We start from the raw sequence: 20,493 nt of genomic DNA on the forward strand, positions 1-20,493 counted from the left end.
GGTGCCATCTACCGGCGCCCGGAGCGCCCGGGCCACGCGCGGCGCGCGCGGCGTGCGCGGCGTGCGCGATGCCGCTGCGCGCCCGGCGAAGGAGGCGCCCGCGCATGGATGAGGCGCTCTGGGTCGACGAGCTCTACAAGGCGTTCTGGCGGACGCTCCCCGGGATGCTGCACGCCGAGGCGCAGGGGCTGGCCCACACGCTCGGCCTGTCGCCGTCGCGCGACGTGCCCTGGAGCGCCGTTTTCAAGAACGAGTTCACCCTGGCCGCGCCCGCGCTGCTCGCGGAGGCCATGCCGGGGGTCAAGGGGGCCACGGTGCAGGACGCCCTCCTCGCGCACCTCCTGGCCGTCATCGAGGCGTTCGGCACCGACCGCATCCAGGACGCGCAGGTCCGCCCGACCTGGCAGCTCGAGGCCATCCTGGCCCACGCGCGGCGGGCGCGCGACGAGGCCCTCCGCCGCGTCGCCCCCGACGTCGACGACCCGGCCATCGACTTCGCCCGCGCGGACGACGCCACGCTGCTCGCCATCGAGGCCGAGCGCACCCTGCTCGCGAGCGGCGAGCCCGTCGGCTTCAGCCGCTACTACGCGCTCTCCCTCGCCAAGCAGAGCGTCGGCTTCCCGGCGTCGATCGCCCTGGCGCACGCCGCCGGCTGGACGGCCGCGCAGCGCGAGGTGCTGGCGCGGCTGCTCTCGTCGGTGTGGCTCGGGCTGCAGCTCCATGACGACGTGATGGACTGGCAGGACGACTACCAGCGCGGCGGCGCCTGGGCCGTCGTCCTCGCCTCGGAGCTCCGATCGCGCGCGCACGGCGAGCCCGCCGAGCCGCCCGCCGACGGGCGGGACCGCGCCCCCGGGGCGCACAGCCGCCGCGCGGCCGCGTACGGGCCGCTCGGCACGCCGCCCTGGGGCATCGCCGCGACCCCGAAGGGGCGGAGCGAGCCGCCGGCGTCCAGCGCGCCTTCCTCGCTGATCCCCGTCCGCAGCATGGTCCTCGACTCCGGCGTGCTCGGGGTGATGCTCGACGGCGAGCGCCGGTGCTTCCGCGCCGCCCGCCGGCGCGCCGCCGCCCTCGGCGCCCGCCGCGTCGCCGCCTGGGCGGAGGGCAAGGAGGCGCAGGCGCAGGAGCTCGCGCGGTGCGAGGCCGAGAGCCCCGGGTTCGCCAACCGCGCCCACGCGCTCAACGCCTGGGCCAAGGCCGTGCTGGCATGAGCCGGGGCCGCGGGGCGGCCACCCGGGGGAAAGCAGGCCCGCCGGAGGAGATACCCGCGAGCGCTCGCCGGGAACGCGGCCGCCCGAGCGCTCCGCCCTCGGCGCCGGCCGCCCCGCGCGGCGAGCGCCCGCCGTGGGACTTCGGCTATGCCCCGGTCCCCACCGCCGCGTGCGACGACGACGGCGGTCCGCTCGACCTCGTCGTCGCCACGCGGTGCGCCGTGGCGCCCGGCGCCGTGGCCGCGGCGCTCGCGGCGCGCTGGTCCCGGGTCGAGGTGGAGCGGGTCGTCGAGCGGGCGCCGATCTTCTGGCTCCGCGTCCGCTCGCCCGACGGCGGGCGGCGCGCCGAGGTCGCCGCGGCGCTCTCGGCCGCGGCGCTCCCGGTGCGCTACGTCGCCTCCGCGCGCCGCCCGAGCGCCGCCATCGCCCCGCGCTTCGACGCCGCGCCGGCCGCCGCGGCGCGGCCGGAGCGCGGGTGGGCGGCGCGCGGCGCGTCGGGCGGGGACGACCCCGCCACGGAAGGCCGCTGGTTCCTGCGCGCGGGGGAGGGCGGGGTCGGCGTCGATCGCCGCCGCTGCGGGAGCGGCGCCGGGATGCGCCTCGCGGTGATCGACGACGACGCCTGGGCGGCCGAGGAGCTCGGCCTCGACCGCGAGGTGCTGGTCATGCTCGAGCACCCGCCCCGCAGCCAGGCGCACGGCGCGCTCATGGTCGCGTGGGCCGTCGGGGTCCGCCGCGCCGGCGGGTTCCGCGGCGTCGCGCCGGACGCCTCGCCGCGGCTCTACCTGATCCCGAAGCCGGGCGGGTGCGTCCTCGCCCTCCCGGTCGCGATCGTCCAGGCCGTCAGCGACGGCGCGGACGTCGTTGTGTGCGCCGCGTACGTCGAGGGATCGACGACGCCGATGCTGGACGACGCGCTCGAGCTCGCCGCCCGCCTCGGCCGCCGCGGGCGCGGCTGCCCCGTCGTGTTCCCCACCGGCCGCGAGGCGTCGAGCCCGCCCGAGTCGCTGCACGCGAGCTTCTCGCTCGGGCTCGGCGAGCCCGCGAGCGACCCGCGGGTGTTCTGCGTCGGCCCGGGTGCCCGCGGGGAGGGCTGGTTCCTCTGGCGGGACCGCCGGGGGCGCAGCCGCCCCTTCGCGAACCGCGGCCCGGCGGTGCGGTGGCTCGCGCCCGGCGACGACCTCACGTGCCCGCTCCCCGCCGCGTCCGGCGCGCGCTCGGCGGCCGAGCGGCTCTGCCACGCCGAGTCGAGCGGGGCCTCGGCCCTCGCCGCGGGCGTGCTGCTCCTCGTCCTGTCCCGGAACCCGGCGCTCCGCCTGCCCGAGCTCGACGCCCTCGTCCTGCGCACGCTCGATCCGGTGCCGCCCGCGGCGCCCGCGTCGGCCGAGCCGGTGGCCGACCGGTGGGACCTCCTCCCCGACGGGCGCGACCGCGACGGCCACAACGCCAAGCACGGCTACGGGCGCATCGACGCGGGCCGGGCCTGCCTCGCCGCCGGCGATCCGGTCGCGCTCGCGCTGCTGCTCATCGGCGAGGACGGCGCCGCGCGCGCCTGGCACGACGCCCGGCACGACGCCCGCGCCGCGCGCTCGCTCGCCCGCGGCTTCTATTCGCGCCGCCTCGCGCGCTGGGCCGTCCGCGCGCTGCTCGCCGACCCGATCCTCTGCCACGGCGTCTGCGCGCTCGCGCGCCACGCCCGCCTCACCGCGGGAGACGCCCGGCGCCAGCGCTTCCACGGCGCGGGCGCCGTGCTGCGGCAGCTCTCGGTCCTCGTCCGCGCGCTCGCCGCGAGCCGCCAGGCGCCCGCGCGTTCGCGGCGCGTGCGGGACGAGCTCGCCGCCCTGCTCGACCAGATCGAGCGGACGGCGGCCGACGCCGCCGCCGTCGAGGCCGCCGAGGCGCGCTTCGGAGCGCTGGCCGCCGCCGTGTTCGCCGGCGCCGCCGAGCGCGACGCCCCCGAGGGCGCCGGCCGGGCGCGCTCCGCCGCCCCGCCCGCGGAGTGATACTCCTCGCATCTCCCCCGTGGAACGTAATGAATATTGCGTAACACCGCCGACGGAGCCGCCGGGATCGCGGGGGACCGAGGCGCCGCGCCGCTTCCGGGGCGCGAGTCCCGTTGGTTCACTCGGGGTTCCAGCGTATCGTGGTTGGCTCGTGGCGCAATTTACGCGCTGTCGAGTCTCCCGATGCCAGCTATCGAGAATCGGCGTTGGCTCCTTGCGGCGGTCGTCATCGCGGCGCTCGTTCTGGGCGGCTCCGGGATCAGGAACGCCCTGAGCTGGTACGAGCGGCCGTTCCCTGGCGTCCTCGTCGACCCGGACGGCGTTGTCTCGAGCCTGGGCCTGCCTTCCTGGGAGGGCTTCCAGAAGGGCCTCCGGTATCCCGACCGCGTGATCGAGGTGAACGGCTGGCGCCTCGAGAGCGCCGCGGGGCGTTACCGCGCCAGCATCTGGGACGCCGCGGTCGAGCAGGCGGCGCGCGAGGGGCAGCGCTCGGTGCGCGCGCGCGTCGAGACGGCGGAGGGGCTGCGCGACGTCGAGCTCGGCCTCGTCCCGCTCGATCCGCTCGCCTGGTGGTTCTACGCCGGCGGGCTGATGGTCGTCGGCTCGCTCTACGTGGGCGCCGCGCTCATCGCGATGAGCGCGAGCCCGCGCGGCAAGCTCGCCCGCGCCTTCGCCGCCGCCGCGCTGTCCACGGCGCTCTTCCAGTTCACGCTGTTCGACTACCACAGCTCGCGCGACCTGGTCCCGTTCTTCCACGTCGCCTACGCGCTCGTGCCGATGTGCTTCTTCACCCTGGCGCTGCGGCTGCCGGACGACGTCCCGCTCATCGCGCGCTACCCCGCCTGCGGCCGGATCGCGGACGCGCTCGGCGGCTTGCTCGCCGCCGGCCTGCTCGCCTCGCACGCCATGGGCTGGACCACCGTCCCGCTCCGGAGCGTCTGCGCGACGCTGATGGTCGCGTCGTTCTTCTTCTTCGCGGCCACCCTGATCCTCCGCTTCGCCATGGCCGAGGGGGATCGCCGCCGCACGCTGCGCGCGCTGCTGCTCGCGATGGCGCCGCCGCACGTCGTGATGGCCCTCGGCTTCATGCTGGCCATGCTCGGCGTCTCGGCGTCTCGGCTCGCGTGGTTCGCGATCCCGACGCTCGCGCTCACGCCTGTCGCGAGCGTCGTCGCGTTCATCCGCTACGACCTCTGGGGGAGCCGCGCGCTCCTGTCGCGCCCGCTCACGCGGATCCTCATCACCGGCATGATGGTCGCGCTGACGGTGATCGTCTGCTCCGCGTGCGCGGGGTACGCCGGCCTGCCGCTGCTCGGCGCGCTCAAGGTCGCCGCGCCCGCCGCCGTCGTCAGCGCGGTGCTCGTCGTGCTCGCGCTCGGCGCCGGCGATCGGACGCTCTTCCCGGCGCGCGCGGAGTACAAGCCCACCGTGGAGCAGCTCAGCGAGGACCTGACGCTCGTCTCCGATCCCGAGCAGGTCGCGGACGCCGTCGAGCGCACCGTGGCGCGCTGGCTGCCGTGCGAGCGGGTCACCTTCCGCGCCATCGCGATCGACGCGGCCGACGCCGCCGGCGCCGGCGCCGGTCAGCAAAGCGGCGAGCCCGAGGCGGACGAGCAGAGCGGCGAGCGGATCATCGGGCTCGGCCCGCCCGAGGTGAGCGCGAGCGAGCTGTCGCTGACGGTCATGTTCCGCGGCCGGCTGCTCGGCGTCCTCGAGGTGGGCAAGAAGCGCGGCGGCGCCCTGTTCACGAGCGAGGACCTCGACCTGCTCCGCACCATCGGCAACCAGGCCGCGCTCGCCCTGGCGCACGCCCACAGCTACGCCGAGCTGGAGCGGCGGCGGCGCGAGCAGGCGGCCGCGTGGCGCGACGAGCGCGCGGCGCTCATCGAGACGCTCGCGGCCGAGATCACCCACGAGGTGCGGTACCCGATCAACTTCTTCCGGTCCGTGTTCCAGCGCGGGCCGAGCAACCACAGCCTCGACGCCGAGGAGGTCGAGATCGGCTGCGAGGAGGTCGAGCGCCTCGAGCGCCTGGTGATGGGGCTGCGAAAGGTCACGCACCGGCGGCTCGATCGCCGCCGCCTCTCGGTCGAGGAGCTCGTGAGCCGGGCGGAGATGCTCCTGCGCGATCAGCTGGGCGAGCGGCGGATCGAGGCGCGGGTGAGCGCGACCCCGAAGCTCCGCTGCGACCCCGATCAGGCGACGCAGGTGCTCGTCAACCTGCTCTCGAACGGCATCGACGCGGCCGGCGACAAGGGCACGATCGGCGTCATCTGGGCGCCGAAGGAGAGCGGCGCCGAGCTCATCGTGTGGGACACGGGGCCGGGCATCGCGGGCGACGCGTCGCGGATCTTCGCCCCGTGGTACACGACGAAGCCGCGCGGGACCGGGCTCGGGCTCGCCATCACGCACCGCATCGTCCGCGCGCACGGGTGGACCATCGACGCGGAGCGGCGCGACGGCGCGACGCGGTTCGTGATCTCGATCCCCGCCGCCGACGTCTCCAAGACTGCAGAGGAAGAGGTCGCGTGAAGATCCTGGTCGTCGATGATCAGCGGAGCGGCCGCCGCACGCTGCGGCAGATCCTGACCGCGCTCGACGAGGTCGAGGTGCTGGAGGCGGTCGGCCTGGACGACGCGCTCGCGGCCGTGGAGCGGAGCGCGCCGGACCTCCTCTTGCTCGACGTGCGCCTCTCGGACGACCCGCGCGACCGCGGCGGCCTGGAGATCCTGCGGCGGGTGCGGGCCTCGGGGCGCAGCACGCCGGCGGTGATGGTCACGTCGGTGAGCGAGCTCTCCGAGATCCGGGAGGCGATGCGGCTCGGGGCCCAGGACTACGTGCTGAAGGACGAGCTCTGCCCGGAGATGCTGCTGCCGATCGTCGAGGGGCAGCGCGAGCGGCTGCTCCTCAAGGGCGAGGTGGTGCGGCTCCGCGAGCGGGTCGACCGCACGTTCGGCACGAAGGCGCTGCTCGGCTCGTCCGCGGCGATGGAGCGCGTGCGCCGGATCATCGAGCGCGTCGCGGAGTCGAGCAAGACGGTGCTCATCCGGGGCGAGACGGGCTGCGGCAAGGAGATGGTCGCCCGCGCGCTGCACGAGATGAGCTCGCGGCGCGGCGAGCCGTTCGTGGCGGTCAACTGCTCGGCGCTGCCGGGGACGCTCATCGAGTCGCTCATCTTCGGCCACGAGCGCGGCGCCTTCACCGGCGCCGAGAAGCGCATGCGCGGCCAGCTCGAGCTCGCGGGCGCCGGCACCATCCTGCTCGACGAGATCGCCGAGATGCCCGGCGAGCTCCAGGCGAAGCTCCTCCGCGTCCTCGAGGACCGCCGCTTCCGCCCGCTCGGCGCCGAGTCGGAGATCCCGCTGCGCGCCCGGGTGCTCGCCGCGACCCACGTCGACCTGGAGAAGCGCATCCACGAGGGGCGCTTCCGGGAGGACCTCTTCTACCGGCTCAACGTCGTCACGGTGCACGTCCCGTCGCTGGCCGAGCGCGACGCCGATCTCATCGAGCTCCTCCTGGCGTTCACCGCGGAGCTCCCGCGCAAGCTCCGCTACACCGACGACGCGATCGCGTGGCTGGTCCGGCGGCCCTGGCCCGGCAACGTGCGGGAGCTCCGGAACGTGGTCGAGCGGCTGGCGCTGCTCGCGGACGACGATCTCATCGACGTGCCCACGCTCGAGGAGCTCGCGCGCGAGCGGCCGGTCGTCGACGCCACCGCGGAGATCGATCGGCTGGCCCGCGCGCTGCTCGCGCTGCCCGAGCGGCTCGGGTCGAAGCTGCGCGTGATCGAGCGCGCGGTGCTGCACCACGCCATCGAGAGCTGCGGCGGCAACAAGGCGGCCGCGGCGCGGCTCATCGGGGTCGACCGGAAGATGCTCGAGCGGCGCTGGGACCGGCACACGGGCGAGGAGCCGCCGAGCAGCCGCCGGCTGACGCCGGCGAACGCGCCGCGCTACTTCGGCGAGGAGCCGCCGAGCAGCCGCCGGCTGACGCCGGCGAACGCGCCGCGTTACCTCGGCGAGGAGCCGCCGAGCAGCCGGCGCATTCCGCTGCCGTCGGATCCGGGCGATACCTGAGCGGCGGCGCCCGCGCGCTACTTCCTGCCGATGCCCGTGTAGGTGAAGCCCAGGCCGCGGAGCTCGTCGGGCTCCCAGACGTTGCGGCCGTCGAAGAGCGCGGGGGAGCTCAGGATGCGCTTCAGCCGGTGGAAGTCGGGGCGCCGGTACTCGTGCCACTCGGTGACGACCACCAGCGCGTCCGCGCCCTCGGCCGCGCCGTACATGTTGTCGCTCAGGAGGATGCGGTTGCCGTAGATCGCGCGCACGTTCGGCATCGCCTGCGGGTCGTGCGCCTGGACCGTCGCGCCCGCCTCGAGCAGCGCGTCGATCAGCGTGAGCGCGGGCGCCTCGCGGATGTCGTCGGTCTGCGGCTTGAACGCCAGCCCCCAGACCGCGATCGTCTTGCCCTTCAGCGCGCCGTCGAAGTGGGCGCTCACCTTGCTGGCGAGCAGCCGCTTCTGCCGCGCGTTGATCCGCTCCGTCGCGCGGACGATCTCCAGGTCGTGCCCCACCGTGCTCGCCGTGTGGAGGATGGCCGAGAGGTCCTTGGGAAAGCAGGAGCCGCCGAACCCCGGGCCGGCAAAGAGGAACTTCGTGCCGATGCGGGGGTCGGACCCGACGCCCTTGCGCACGAGCTCGATGTCGGCGCCGACCTTCTCCGCCAGGACGGCGAGGTCGTTCATGAACGAGATGCGCGACGCGAGCAGGGCGTTGGCCGCGTACTTGGTGAGCTCGGCCGAGCGGGCGTCCATGAGCTGGATGCGGTCGCTCGCCCGGACGAACGGGTTGTACAGGTGGCGCAGGATCTCGCGCGCCTTCGGGTCGTCCGAGCCGATGATCACGCGGTCCGGCTTCATGAAGTCGTTCACCGCGTCGCCCTCCTTGAGGAACTCCGGGTTCGACGCGACGGCGAACGACTGGGAGGTGTGCGCGCCGATGATCTGCCGGAGCCTGTCCGCCGTCCCTACCGGGACCGTGCTCTTCGTGGCGATCACCTTGAAGTTGTTCAGGTTCTTGCCGATCGTCTCGCCGACGGCCTCGACGGCGGAGAGGTCGGCGGAGCCGTCGTCGGCCTGCGGCGTCCCGACGGCGATGAAGACGATCTCCGCGTCGCGGATGGCGCCGGCCACGTCCGTGGAGAACCGGAGCCTGCCGTCGCGCGCGTTCTTCGCGATCAGCACGTCGAGGCCGGGCTCGTAGATCGGCACCTCGCCGCGCTTCAGCATCTCGATCTTTGCAGCGGACACGTCGACGCACGCCACGTCGTTCCCGAAATCCGCGAAACCCGCGCCGGCCACCAGGCCGACGTACCCTGTTCCAACGACGGCAAGCTGCATGGGCGGGACGCTACCACGACTCCGCTGCTGTTCGAGCCGGCAGTCGCGCGAAGTGTGGCCTGCGATCGACAGGTCCCGCTCCTGCAGCGTGCGCGCACGGCGGCCGCGCCCGGGGCGGGGCCGCCGGGCGCTTGACGCGCCGGGGGCCGCGTGGCTCAGGGGTGTACGAAAACCACCGTTCCGGTGAGCGAGCGCGCCGCGCCGTGCCAGCCCGGCGGGACGGCGGGCTCGGTCCAGAAGAAGAGGCGGCGCGCGTCCTCCGGAGACAGGTTGATGCAGCCGTGGCTCTTCGGGCGGCCGAACTTGTCGTGCCAGTAGGCGCCGTGCAGCGCATACCCATCCTCGAAGTACTGCACGTAGGGGACGTCGCGCAGCTCGAACTCCTCACCTACCGCGTCCGAGTCCATGGTGATGGAGATGTACTTCGTGTGAATCCGGAAGATCCCGCGCTTGGTCGCGGTGGTGGACTCGTGATCCTCGAGCCCGGCCTCGCCGCTCGAGATGAGCGTGGCATAGACGGGCTTCGTGCCCTCGTAGGCGACGAGCACCTGCTTCGTGAGGTTGACGTCGAGCCACTTCTCGCCGTTCTTGCCCCAGGCCGGCATCTTCTTCGCGGGGTCGATGCGGCCGGCGTGGCGGTCGTCGACCCAGTCGCCGTCCTTGGTCTCGTAGTGGAGCTTTCCACCGAAGAACTGCTGCTTCCCGGTGAGGGGCACGGCCGCGCGCCACTCGAGCTCGCCGCCCTCGACGAGCTTCTTGCCCTCGACGCGCCACCGCTTGCCGCCGGCGCGGCGCACGAGCGCGAAGGGGAAGTCGATGTCCTTGCCGATCTCGACGCCGTGGAAGTCCGACCCGCGGATGGGGCGGAAGCGATCGGCGGGGACGACCCGGAGGTCGGTGGTGACGTTGTAGCGCCGGCCCTCGTGGAGGAAGGACTCGATGAAGGCCATGCCGTTGCGCCGCGAGACCTCGTCGATCTTCACGGCGTCGTCGGTCTTGATCAGGCCGGAGAGGTTGGGGGCGCGCCGGCCGTCGCGCAGGAACCAGGGGACGTCGCGGTCGGTGATCCGCTGCGCGAGCGCGTCGAGCGCGGGAGGCGCGGGCTCGGTGCGCCACTTGAGCCACACGTCGAGGCCGTAGGTGGCGCCGCTCTGCTCGTCCTTGGCCCAGCGGTCGAGGTGCTTCTTGAGGCTGGGCTCGTACCGCGCGAGGTCGTCCTCGGTGGGGATGCGCGCGTAGGCAGGGCCGCCGCGCGTCACGGTGCCGTACATGTACGGGAGCTTCTGCGTGACGTCGGGGCGGCGGGCCGTGGCGCGGACGATCTCGTGATCGAGGTCGAGGGTCGCGTCCAGGCCGAGGCACACGTAGCCGAACGGCTTGATCTTGCGGAAGCCCCCGGGGCAGCCTTCGGTGCCGGCGGGCTCGGGATCCATCTCCACGACCGCGCCGGCGCGCAGGAAGCCGACGCGCTTGGCGGCGGTGCTGGGCCGGGCGTAGACGCGCGTGAGCATCGCGATGCTGGCGAGCCGCGGGCTGCCCTCGGGGGGCGGCTGGGGCGGGGTGGCGACGCCGGAGAGCGAGACGATCGGCGGGCCCGCGGGCTGGCCGGGCGGGGGCTCGTCCTCGGCCGCGGCGGGGGCGGCGGGGGACGCGGCGGCGGCGGCGGAGGGCGAGGCGCCCGCGGGCTTCTGGCCATCGCCGGCGCCCTGGTGCTCGACCGGCGACTCGGGCGTGTTGCTGGACGACTGGCCGCAGCCCGGGAGGAGCGCGGCGAGGGCGAGGAGGGCGAGGGCATGGCGGCTCGCCGCGAGCGGGGCTGCGGCGCGCGTTCGGGGCGGCGTGTCCATGGCAGGGCGACCGTAATGCACAGGAGGGGGAGGCAGGCCAGTTTTCGGCGGGCCGGGCGTGTCCTGGGGACGATCCGCTCCCGCCCTTGCCCGGTTCGCGTGGATGGTGGCGTTCAGCACAGATCGTGGCGCTGAGACGAGTGACACGTGCGCGTGAAGGCGACCGTTGCCGGGCGAGGCGCAGCGCGAAGCGCCAGCGCCGCTCGACTGAACCCCGCGGCGTTTCATAGAGCCACGCCGAGACGGAAGCGAGTTCGGTCCAACTTCCCGGCGCAGCGAGGAGCCGGGCGCTCTCGATGCTGGCGGAAGCCGGAGGGCGAGCCGGTCAGGCGCGCGAGGTAGCCGGGATGGACGGGGTCGTCTAGGCTCCCGGGGGACCGGTGGAGGACCTCGGTGCAGGGCCATGATCGAGACCGTCAGCTTCAAGAATTTCAAGGCGCTGCGGGAGATCTGCCTCCCGCTCGAGCGGTTCACGGTGCTGGTGGGGCCGAACGCCTCTGGAAAGACGAGCGTGCTTCAAGGGTTGGCGTATCTCCACGCGGAAGACCCTTGGTCGCTACTGGAAGGTGAACGACATCCGTCGGTGCTCCGCTCTCACGGCGCCAGCGAGCCGATCGAGATTCGATGCACAGGAATCTGGAAGGGCAGGGCGGGCTCGATCCACCTCTGGGCAGAGGACTACGACGATGTCCACTGGGAACGGCGCGTTACCGTTGAATACGGCGACCACGTGATCACGTACCCGGGGGCTAGCTCTCATCTATCAGATGAGGCTCGCGAAGTGATCGATGGTGTCCGCGTTCCAGCGGACTTGCTCAGGCTCGATGCGTCCAAGCTCGCGCAGCCATCTTACAGCGCCTCTCTCGTCCCGCGAATAGAGCCGGACGGCGATGGTCTGGCCGCCGTGCTCGCCGAGATGCTCATCTCGCGTGCCGACGACTTCCGGCGCGTGGAGGAGGCGCTGCGCGCAGTCATCCCCTCTGTGGAGAGGATCCGCCTGGAGCGTTCAGCGGTGAAGCGGCCCGAGATCCAGCGGGTTACGATCAATGGCCAGGCGATGACAAGCACCGTCGAGCGAGAATACGTCGGCCATCGTGCCGTGCTGGACATGCGGGGGGCGGCCAACCTGCCAGCGCATGCCGCGAGCGAGGGGACGCTCATCGTGTTGGGTATCTTGACGGCAATCATGAGTCGTAAGGGCGCCCACTTGCTCCTCATCGACGACCTTGAGCGCGCGATCCATCCGAGGGCCATCGCCGATCTGGTCGCGCAGGTCCGCAAGCTCCTCGAAGCGTTTCCTGAACTGCAGATTGTCGCGACGAGTCATTCCCCCTACCTCATCGATCATCTCGAGCCTGAGGAGGTTCGACTGATGATCGCCGACGAGACCGGTGCCGTGAGGTGGGCCCGACTGAACGAACATCCGCAGTTTGAACGCTGGAAGGAGTTCATGAGCCCCGGAGAGATCTGGAGCATGGTGGGTGAGGACTGGGTACGCGAACGAGGCGCGCAGCCCCATGCCTGAGCAAGCGGCTTACGCGATAGCGGTCGTATGTGAAGCGGACGCCGACCGGCGCACGGCATGCGCGCTCTGTGATCGAGTGCTCTGTGAAAATGTTGACTGGATCGACGAGGAGTCGATCGAGCTCTTTCGCGGCTATCATGGCGAACACCGTCAGGATTCTTGCCTGAAGTGGACGAGAATGAAGGCAATGGCAAAGGAGCGACATGTCGTCGCACACGGGTTTTCCCGCGGAGAGCCCCGAGCTCCGGATGCGGCGATGGCTGAGCAGGCGCTGAAGCTTCTCGCCACGCTCGATCCTCCTCCGGACGCCGTGATCCTCGTGCGTGACGCGGACAAGCTGAGCCGGCGTCGTGAGGGCTTCGAGCAGGCGCGGGACGCACAGCTGTGGCGCTTCCCGGTCGTCATCGGCGTCGCCGACACCAAGCGAGAGTGCTGGATCCTCGCTGGCTTCGAGCCCCGCGACGATGCCGAGATAGCGCTCCTCGAGCGCGAACGCAAGGAGCTCGGTTTCGATCCTCGCTCGGAAGCCGAGCAGCTCACGGCGAGCGAGGATGGCGCGAAGCGCGACGCCAAGCGAGTGCTCAATGCGCTCACAGGCGGGGATCAGGAGCGGGAGGAAGCATGTATGAAAGAGCCTCCCCTGGCCGTCCTGAAGCAGCGAGGCGCCGCGACTGGACTCATGGACTACCTCGATGAGATCGAAGCGCGCCTCGCGCCTCTCTTCGGCCACGTCGCGAGGCGCTGACCAGCGGCCCTCTCCGGCTCAGCTTGCCGGGATCCCGAGTCGACTGCCTGATGTCCGAGGTGACCACCGCGATCGGTTCCGCTATGAATCCCTGCGGGCGAGCGGCTCTGTCGCTGTCGGCGGCATAGCTGGCCGATCTCCCGGGCCTCTCCTGTTTTCCCCCGCCCCAGACGCGCTGAGCGCGAGCAGGTCCATGCCTTCGATGGAATATCGAGTAAACCCCGTCGTGGGCAACGACGCCCTCAACGCGCTCTTCGTCACCTCCTGGCCTGCTCACGAACCAGCCGACTTCGCGCGGCAGCACGCGCACAGCCTCGCCTTCGTATGCGCCTTCACCGGAGAGCGCCTGATCGGTTACGTCAACTTGGCGTGGGACGGCGGCATCCACGCCTTCCTGCTGGACACGACGGTCCACCCTGCGCACCGCCGCCGCGGCGTCGGGCGCGGGCTCGTGTCACGCGCGGCCGGCGTGGCGCGAGAGCGCGGCATGTGGTGGCTGCACGTGGATTTCGAGCCGCACCTCGCCGGCTTCTACCGGGGCTGCGGCTTCGCGCCGACCGAGGCCGGGCTGATGAAGCTCGGGGGATGAAGCGAACCCGCGCTCCCGAGGCGCTCCCGTATCGGCGGGCTCCGGAGGCGCTCCTCCGGCTGGGCCTTGGACCGGCCGCACCCCCCCGCGAGGGGCGCGGGCAGGTCGCGATGTGCCGGGGCGGCCTTCGCAGGCCCTCCGGTTCGGTCCTGGATCGACCGCACCCCCCTTTTGAGGGGGCCGGTTCGGTCCTGGATCGACCGCACCCCCCTTTTGAGGGGGCCGGTTCGGTCCTGGATCGACCGCACCCCCCTTTTGAGGGGGCCGGTTCGGTCCTGGATCGACCGCACCCCCCTTTTGAGGGGGCCGGTTCGGTCCTGGATCGACCAGACCCCCTTGCGAGGGGGCGCGGGCAGGTCGCGATGTGCCGGCACGGCCTTCGGAGGCCCTCCGGTTCGGTCCTGGATCGACCAGACCCCCTTGCGAGGGGGCGCGGGCAGGTCGCGATGTGCCGGCGCGGCCTTCGGAGGCCCTCCGGTTCGGTCCTGGATCGACCGCACCCCCCTCGCGAGGGGGCGCGGGCAGGTCGCGATGTGCCGGCGCAGGCGTCCGCGTCCCTCCGGTTCAGTTCCGGATCCCCTGGAGCGGGTCAGCGCGCCGACTGAGGTCTCCGCCGGCACCCGGCGCAGGGCGCGACGCGTCAGGCGCTCCTGTCCCCTGACTCCATCCACGCGAGCCACTCGTTCGCTTCGTGCAGGGCGTCCGCCACGGCGATGAGCGCGCTTTCGCCGCCGAGCCGTGCCACGAGCGGCGCGAGCATCTCCACGCCTCCCCAGCCGCTCAGGGTCGACGCCAGCGTGACCGAGCCGGCTGCATCGCCGAGGCTCCTGGCGAACAGCCACGCTGCGTCGTGGAGCGACATCCAGGCAGCGCAGCGGATCACCAGCTCCAGCCCATCCGTCTCCCCGCTCTCGCGGTATGCCGCGACGGCGCGGGCGGCGAGCGATGGCCGCGACGCCTCGGGCGCAGCGCGGCACAGCGCCGCGAGGGCGGCGATGCGCGCGTGCCCCGAGCCGCCGCCGCGCTCGGCGATCTCGACCGACGCGTCGAGCCCCAGCACCTCGATCGCCAGAGCCGCACGGTCGCCCACCAGCGCGGCGGCGACCCACTTCGGCCCGAGAGACATCACCGCCTCACGCGCGGCGCGAACGAGCGGACGGCCTCCCTCGGTCGCAGCGGCGCGCAGCAGCGGGCCCGCGCCGTGGATCCCGCCGCCGCAGAGCTGCTCGATGACGTCGAGCGCGCGCGCGGTCTCGCCGAGCTCCGCGAGCCGCACGGCGAGCGCTGCGCCCATGCCGGTCATCGGGTCGTCCAGCAGCTTCGAGAGCTCGGGCAACCCGAGGAAGGGCGCCAGCGCCTCGGTGCAGGATGGATAATCGACCGGCTCGCCGTCCGCGCTCGCGCCGAGGAAGGCGTCAAAGAGCGCGGACACGCCGCGGGCCCGCTCCTCGTCGGGCAGCGCTCGCAGGAGGGGCGCCAGCGCGTCGGCGCGCGATCCCGGCGGGAGCGCCATCGCCGCGCGAAAGAGCGAGCGCGCCTGGCCGGCGTCGAGGCCCGGCGCCCCGGCGAGCTGCGCGAGCGCGTGGCCGGGGCGCGGAGCCGAGCGCGCGCGCTCGATGGCGTCCGCGACCAGCGCATCGGCCTCGGGCGGCGGGAGGAACCGGGCCGCGGTGAGCCACACGGGCAGGCTGGGACCTTGCTCGTCGCGGGATGTGGCCGATACCGCCCAGCGCGCGAAGCTCGCCGCATCGCCGCCCGAGCTGGCGCCCGCCGCCGCGAGGAGCGCCTGCGCGTCCCGCGATGGCTCGTTGCGCCAGGCGGCTCCGCGCCGCCGCACCAGCTCGCGCGCCCTCGCCGCGATCTCCTCGCGCGATCGCTCCGGCGCGTGCGCCGAGAGCGCGAGGAGGGCGACCGCGAGCGCCCGCTCGGCGTCGCCGCGCGCCGCGTCGCCGGGCCGGGCGTCTCCCTGATCCCAGGCGCGGTGCAGCGTCCCGAGCGCGCCTTGCGCGAGGGCGACGCGCACGAGGCGGGGCACCGGCACGTCCAGGGCCTCGCTCGCGCCGGAGGCCTCGAGCGGCGCGGCGATCGCGCGCCGGAGGCGCCGCAGCTCGGCCCGGCGCGCGGCGAGGTCCTCGAGCGAGGACGGCCACGCCCAGCCCGGGTCGCAGAGCGCGACGAGCTCCGCGGGCGGCGCCCCGGACGCGAGCAGGTGAGCTCCCGCGTACCGGCGGAGATAGGCGGATCGGCCCTCCGGGGGACGACCGTCCGCCCGGGCGTGCGCGCCCAGCAGCTTGCGGGCGGCCTCCACGAACCGCCGCTCGCAGACGGCGGCGCCGTCCTCGCTCGCGGCCGACCAGGCCGCGCGCAGGGCCTCGTGCCGGAACCGGAGGGCGCTCCATCGCTCACCCCACGCGATCACCGGCTCGATCGCGGCGCGGTGCGCGCCGAGCAGGGCGGCGAGCTCCGCGTCCTCCACGCCGAGGAGCGCCGACGCGTCTCCGAGGTCGAGCGGCGCGAGCGCGCGCGCGAGGATCGACAGCAGCGCCTCCAGCCGCGCCGCCCCCCGCTCGCGGAGCGCGTTCACCGCCGCCTCCACGGTCGCGCGCGGCCCCGGGCCGTCGATCGCCGCCCAGGCGAGCCGATCGCGCAAAGGGGCGTCGATCTCGTCCAGCCGGAAGCCGCTCACGTGCACCCAGTCGATGCTGTCAGCGCCGAGGGCGAGCCGCGCTGCCCACCGCTCGGCCGCTCCCCTGGGACCGGTCACCGCGACCAGCACGCGCGCAGAAGGGCCGAGCTCGCCGAGCACCGACCGCTCAGGATCCTCTGGCCAGTCGGCGCACGCATCCGGTCCGACCAGGCCGAGGAGGAGCGCCGGCTCGCCCTCCTCGGCGTCCCGGTTCGCGATCTCGTTCACGAGGAGCTCGCAGAGCCCCTGACGATCCTCGGCGTGCGGCGCGTCGTCGGGCCACAGGCCGGCCGCGAGCCGCGTCAGCACCTCGTGCTCGAACGGCGCCCCGGATACCCGGCCCGCGCGGACGAGGACGCGCTGCACGCCGGACTCGCCGAGCGACCCGAAGAAGCGATCGATCACCGCGCCCTTGCCGGCGCCGGCCGGCCCGTACACGACGCAGGCGGCGGCGCGACCTCGGTCATGCCAGGCGCAGATCGCGTCGAAGGCCGCGGATTGGCTGCGCCCGAAGAAGCCCTCCTCCATCGCCGTCTCCCGCTCCGCGTCGCTCAGTATCCCTTGGGTTTCCGGTACTTACCGTACTGCCCGCGCTTGCCCTTGGCGCCCACCACCGCGTGCCCGATCTCGAGATCCGCGATCATCTGGCCGCAGGAGTCGCAGGGGTCCACGCGCGGGCCCCCCTTCTCCTGGAAGGTCTCGATCGAGACGTTCGGATCGTCGAACCTGGCCTTGAGCCGGCGGTTTGCCTCTGCGTCGACCTCGGACGGCGTCATCGGCTTGAAGGGCTGCTTCTTGTTGCCTCGCGCCTTCGCGACCCTCTGCTCGTCCTGGATCTGCGCGGTGATGTCGTTCTTCATGCGCTGGAGGGCCTGCGTCTCGGCGCAGGGCTTGTCGGTGAAGGTCTGCGGGATCTGCCCGCCTCGCTCGGGCGGCTTCCCCCGGGCCTCGTCGATGTTGTAGCCCTCGGAGAGGACCGTGGCGGGGTTCGTGCTGTTGTCGACGATGCGCGTGTAGACGAGCCCGTGAGGATCCCCGAAGAAGAAGGGGCTATTCCGGGCATAGGCGAAGACGTTGAGCCCGCCGAGCAGCTCCAGCGGATCCGGCGAGATGTACCGGCCCATCTGCGGGTCGTAGTACCGGTAGCGGTTGTAGAAGAGCCCGGTCTCCGCGTCGGCATATTGACCGAGGAACCGTATCGGCGTCGCCGCCGTGCTGCCCTCCTGCATCGCGGCGGCGCCCCAGACCGTCCTTCCGAGCTCGCCGAGGATACGGCCGTCGCCGTCGACCAGCCGCTCGGGGAAGCCAGCCAGGTCGTTCACGTAGTACACCCAGGCGCCCTCGCTCCGCTTGCCACCCTGCTGAACGATCTCGCGGTGAGCCACAGGCTCGCCGCCGTCATCGAAGTGGTACCGGCGCTCGAAGCGCAGGCCGCCCGCCTCCGTGACCTCGTGCAGCAGCGTGTCTCCGTACCAGTGAAAGCGCGTGCGCCGGAGCACCTCGCGGCCGCCGCCCGGGCTCACCCGGTAAACCTCCTTCTTGAGCCGCCGCGCGAAGGCATCATAAGCAAACTCGACGACGGTCCCGTCGGCCATGGTCACCCTGGAGAGCGTGCCCGCCTTCGACCACGCATAGGACGCGAGGCGCTCGCCGCCGTCGGCGCGCCCGCGCCTCTCGGCGAGCCTGCCGAGCTCATCCCAGACGAACGTCGTCCCTCCGGCGCGCAGCATGAGGTTCCCGGGGCCATACTCGCGAGCAGCCGCAGCGTCGCCTGCTTCATGGAGGTTTCCCGCTGCGTCGTACGCGAAGAGCTCGCCACGGGCGCCGTCGGGCACGGCCGCGAGGAGCTGCCCGAGCGCGTCGTAGCTGTATCGCGTCGTCCCGCGCCGCGCGTCCCAGAGCGTCGAGAGCTCGGACGACGCGTTGTACTCGAGCCGCTGGTGAACGGTCACCGCAGGATCCCGCGCTCCCAGCCAGTCGGGCTCGCCCGGGCGCGCTGCCCTCGCGAGGTGCGGCGCGATGACGCGCTTCTCGACCAGCCTGCCCGCTGGATCATGGCCGAACAGCACGCGCCCGCCGCGCGACAGGATCCGCTCGATCTCGCGCCCGGAGGCGTCGAGTCGCACCTCCGTCTCGTCGGTCCCGTCGAGCAGCAGCTTGAAGCTCCGTCCTGCATAGTCGCGACGCCACTCCGCGCTGTGGCCGAGCGAGGTCCGGTGGCGGACAGGCATGCCGACGGCGTCGTGAGCGACGGTCACCTCGAACGTCGCGCCGTCGACGATCTGTCTCTCCTGGGTGATCCATCCCGCGGCGTTGCGCGTGAACTCCACCCTCCCGGCCGCGGTCTCGGCGGCGATGATGTCGTCGCGGAAGTCGTACTCGAACACCTCCTCGGATCCGTCGGCCCGCGTTCGCTTCACGATGCGCCCGAGGAGGTCGCGCTCGAGGAGGACCTCGTCGCCGCCCGGCAGCGTGACGCCCACGACGCGATCCGCGAGATCGTGCTCGTAGCGGATCTCGCGCCCATCGAACGTGCGCTCGCGGCGCTTGACGCCGGTCGGCCCGAGCTCGACCGCGTAGGTCTCACCGCGCGCGTTGTGGACCCGGATCAGCCGCTCCTTGCGGTCGTAGCGCAGCCGGACGGCGGTCCCGTCGGGCAGCCGCGCCTCCGCGAGCGAGCCGGTCCCTCCGCGCACGAGGACCGTCCGCCGGCCGCCGGGGTCGGTCGACTCGACCACGTTGCCGAGGCCGTCGTACGCGAACGTCGAGATGAGCCCGCCCGGCTCCTCGACGGCGAGGAGCAGCCCCCTGTCGCTGTACGTGTAACGGGTGATCGCGCCGCCCTCGTCGCGCAGCGAGGTGCAGCGCCCCAGCTCGTCGTACGTCGCCTGCCACAGCACGCTGCGCTCGTCCGATGCCTCGACGGCGTTGCCGTGATCGTCGTAGCGATAGATCCGCCGCCGCCCGTTGGGCGCGACCGTCTCGACCGGGAGCCCGCGCGCGTCGTGCCGCACCTCGAACAGCGCGCCCGTGGGATCCTTGAGGAGGAGCGCGTTCTGGCTGTAGCTGATCTCCGTCTCGCCCCCGCCAGCGTCGATGATCCGCGTGATGTCGCCGTTCGGGAGCCGCTCGACGCGCGTCTCCCGGCCGAGCGCGTCGATGACGCGCGTCTCGTTGCCGAAGATGTCGCGCTCCCAGCGCGTGGTCGCGCCCAGCGCGTCGGTGTACGAGGTGAGGTGTCCGCGAGGATCGTAGGTCCGGGAGAAGACGCGCCCGTTGGCGACGGCCTTGTCGACCTTGCCGTGCTCGTTGCCGAAGTTCCTGAAGACGCACGCCGCGTCGACGACCTCGCTGTAGCCGTGAGGGCCATAGTCGACCTTGACGTGGTGAATCCCCCTGGCCTTCGTGCGGCCGTCCATGAGCAGCTCGGAGAGGTCGTCCGCGAGGCACGGGTCGACGCCGCTCTCGTGCTCGCCCCACGTCTCGACCCCGCGCCCGGCCGGATCGTAGCGGAAGTGGAAGACGAGGCCCGTCGGCAGGCGATAGGAGACGAGACGGTGATCGTCATCGTAGGCATACGCGGTCACGTGCCCGTCCGCGTCGGTGACGTCGACGAGGCGCCCGGCCTTGTCATAGCCATAGCGCGCGGCGCGCACGACCCGCCCGGAGGGGCAGACTACCTCGATGGCGGCGATGCGCCCATCCCGCGTGGCCAGCACGCGGATCGTGCGCCCCACGCAATCGACGATGCGCGACAGCGTCGACTTGCCGTGGACGAGCTGAATCCGGTTCCTCGCGCGATCCTCCACGGCCGCGAGGCGAAAGCGCCGGCGCAGGGGATCGCCCATGTCGGGCTCGAAGGTTCGCCGCGTGCCGTCGGGCACGTCGAGCGCGAACCCTTCCTCGTGGCGATGCAGCACCCACCCGTGCGGCCCCAGGACGCCGGTGTCTCGCTCGACCGCTCCAAAGGCCACCTCGAGACCATCCTCGGTCCAGACGACAGCGCCGCTGCGGCGCAGCTCGACTTCCCAGGCGAACGTGTGCGTCCAGCCGTGGCCGAGGCCGACGTCCCGGGCGCGGATCGAGGTGGCGTAGGAGCGCGCGAGCTCGAGCGGCATCGGCCCGGGCAGCTCGAGGTCGACGACGGGCGTCGTGAAGACGCGCCCGGTGACGACATCGATAGGATCCCCGTGCGAGGCCGCGCCGCTGCGGCTGCCGCCGTGGTGCCGGGGGCAGCCGCCGCCGTCCTTCCCCGGCGTGCCGCAGGCGCTCTTGCCGCCGCCGTCGGCGTCCTTGCCGCCGTTCTTTCCGTCGGCGCCCTGGCGGTTCTTCGACCCGTTTCCGCCGCCCGCTCCACCGCCCCCGCCGGCGCCTCCGCCGCCCATCACGAAGACTCCGGGGTTCATGCCGGGGATCGCGGGGATGTTGGGCACCGGGGCCGTGCGCGCCATGGGAGCACCTCCGAACGCCAGCAGGCAGCACGGCCTCCTGC

At 73.0% G+C, this 20,493-nt stretch carries 11 protein-coding genes; 7 read left to right on the top strand and 4 right to left on the bottom strand.

Features of this window, described 5'->3' with window-relative positions; genetic code table 11:
• The first annotated feature begins 104 nt into the window (after positions 1-104).
• The 4 genes from WME85_RS16835 to WME85_RS16850 all read left to right on the top strand — a co-directional run bounded on the left by WME85_RS16835 (position 105) and on the right by WME85_RS16850 (position 7,290).
• Positions 105-1,211 carry a hypothetical protein gene (locus WME85_RS16835; RefSeq protein ID WP_437839487.1) on the top strand — a complete coding sequence of 369 codons (1,107 nt, stop codon included), beginning with the start codon at positions 105-107 and terminating at the stop codon, positions 1,209-1,211.
• Entirely contained in the window at positions 1,208-3,214 is a 2,007-nt protein-coding gene (locus WME85_RS16840) for a hypothetical protein (protein ID WP_437839489.1), read from the top strand. The genes WME85_RS16835 and WME85_RS16840 overlap by 4 nt, the downstream gene beginning before the upstream one ends.
• 183 nt (positions 3,215-3,397) lie before the next feature.
• The gene (locus WME85_RS16845) at positions 3,398-5,746 is read left to right on the top strand and encodes an ATP-binding protein (protein ID WP_437839492.1); all 2,349 of its coding nucleotides are present in this window, start codon (positions 3,398-3,400) and stop codon (positions 5,744-5,746) included.
• The gene (locus WME85_RS16850) at positions 5,743-7,290 is read left to right on the top strand and encodes a sigma-54-dependent transcriptional regulator (RefSeq protein WP_437839493.1); all 1,548 of its coding nucleotides are present in this window, start codon (positions 5,743-5,745) and stop codon (positions 7,288-7,290) included. The genes WME85_RS16845 and WME85_RS16850 overlap by 4 nt, the downstream gene beginning before the upstream one ends.
• 17 nt (positions 7,291-7,307) lie before the next feature.
• Here WME85_RS16850 and WME85_RS16855 read toward each other — a convergent pair whose 3' ends face one another.
• Entirely contained in the window at positions 7,308-8,609 is a 1,302-nt protein-coding gene (locus WME85_RS16855) for a UDP-glucose dehydrogenase family protein (RefSeq protein WP_437839496.1), read from the bottom strand.
• A 155-nt stretch (positions 8,610-8,764) separates the two neighbouring features.
• Positions 8,765-10,456 carry a L,D-transpeptidase gene (locus tag WME85_RS16860; RefSeq protein ID WP_437839498.1) on the bottom strand — a complete coding sequence of 564 codons (1,692 nt, stop codon included), beginning with the start codon at positions 10,454-10,456 and terminating at the stop codon, positions 8,765-8,767.
• A 403-nt stretch (positions 10,457-10,859) separates the two neighbouring features.
• On the opposite strand from WME85_RS16860, the gene WME85_RS16865 reads away from it, so the two are divergent.
• From WME85_RS16865 to WME85_RS16875, 3 genes are all read left to right on the top strand, one after another.
• Positions 10,860-11,981: an AAA family ATPase gene (locus WME85_RS16865; protein ID WP_437839500.1), complete on the top strand. Its 1,122-nt coding sequence runs from the start codon at positions 10,860-10,862 to the stop codon at positions 11,979-11,981.
• Entirely contained in the window at positions 11,974-12,726 is a 753-nt protein-coding gene (locus WME85_RS16870) for a hypothetical protein (RefSeq protein WP_437839503.1), read from the top strand. Before WME85_RS16865 ends, WME85_RS16870 begins: the two co-directional genes overlap by 8 nt.
• Before the next feature lie 202 nt (positions 12,727-12,928).
• A complete protein-coding gene (locus WME85_RS16875) occupies positions 12,929-13,315 on the top strand; it encodes a GNAT family N-acetyltransferase (RefSeq protein ID WP_437839505.1) in 387 nt (128 codons plus the stop codon).
• Between the two features lie 640 nt (positions 13,316-13,955).
• On the opposite strand, the gene WME85_RS16880 is transcribed toward WME85_RS16875, so the two are convergent.
• Together WME85_RS16880 and WME85_RS16885 are read right to left on the bottom strand one after the other, a co-directional pair.
• On the bottom strand, positions 13,956-16,529 hold the full coding sequence (locus WME85_RS16880) for a hypothetical protein (protein WP_437839508.1): 2,574 nt from the start codon (positions 16,527-16,529) through the stop codon (positions 13,956-13,958).
• Positions 16,530-16,552: 23 nt separating this feature from the next.
• Entirely contained in the window at positions 16,553-20,452 is a 3,900-nt protein-coding gene (locus WME85_RS16885; RefSeq protein ID WP_437839509.1) for an RHS repeat-associated core domain-containing protein, read from the bottom strand.
• Positions 20,453-20,493 lie beyond the last annotated feature (41 nt).

Origin of the sequence: Sorangium sp. So ce1153, assembly GCF_051521595.1 — a bacterium.
Lineage (GTDB): Bacteria > Myxococcota_A > Polyangia > Polyangiales > Polyangiaceae > Sorangium.

Coding starts and splice junctions, on each gene's coding strand:
- WME85_RS16835 (WP_437839487.1), top strand. CDS start 105: ATGGATGAGGCGCTCTGGGTCGACGAGCTCTACAAGGCGTTCTGGCGG.
- WME85_RS16840 (WP_437839489.1), top strand. CDS start 1,208: ATGAGCCGGGGCCGCGGGGCGGCCACCCGGGGGAAAGCAGGCCCGCCG.
- WME85_RS16845 (WP_437839492.1), top strand. CDS start 3,398: ATGCCAGCTATCGAGAATCGGCGTTGGCTCCTTGCGGCGGTCGTCATC.
- WME85_RS16855 (WP_437839496.1), bottom strand. CDS start 8,609: ATGCAGCTTGCCGTCGTTGGAACAGGGTACGTCGGCCTGGTGGCCGGC.
- WME85_RS16860 (WP_437839498.1), bottom strand. CDS start 10,456: ATGGACACGCCGCCCCGAACGCGCGCCGCAGCCCCGCTCGCGGCGAGC.
- WME85_RS16865 (WP_437839500.1), top strand. CDS start 10,860: ATGATCGAGACCGTCAGCTTCAAGAATTTCAAGGCGCTGCGGGAGATC.
- WME85_RS16870 (WP_437839503.1), top strand. CDS start 11,974: ATGCCTGAGCAAGCGGCTTACGCGATAGCGGTCGTATGTGAAGCGGAC.
- WME85_RS16875 (WP_437839505.1), top strand. CDS start 12,929: ATGGAATATCGAGTAAACCCCGTCGTGGGCAACGACGCCCTCAACGCG.
- WME85_RS16880 (WP_437839508.1), bottom strand. CDS start 16,529: ATGGAGGAGGGCTTCTTCGGGCGCAGCCAATCCGCGGCCTTCGACGCG.
- WME85_RS16885 (WP_437839509.1), bottom strand. CDS start 20,452: ATGGCGCGCACGGCCCCGGTGCCCAACATCCCCGCGATCCCCGGCATG.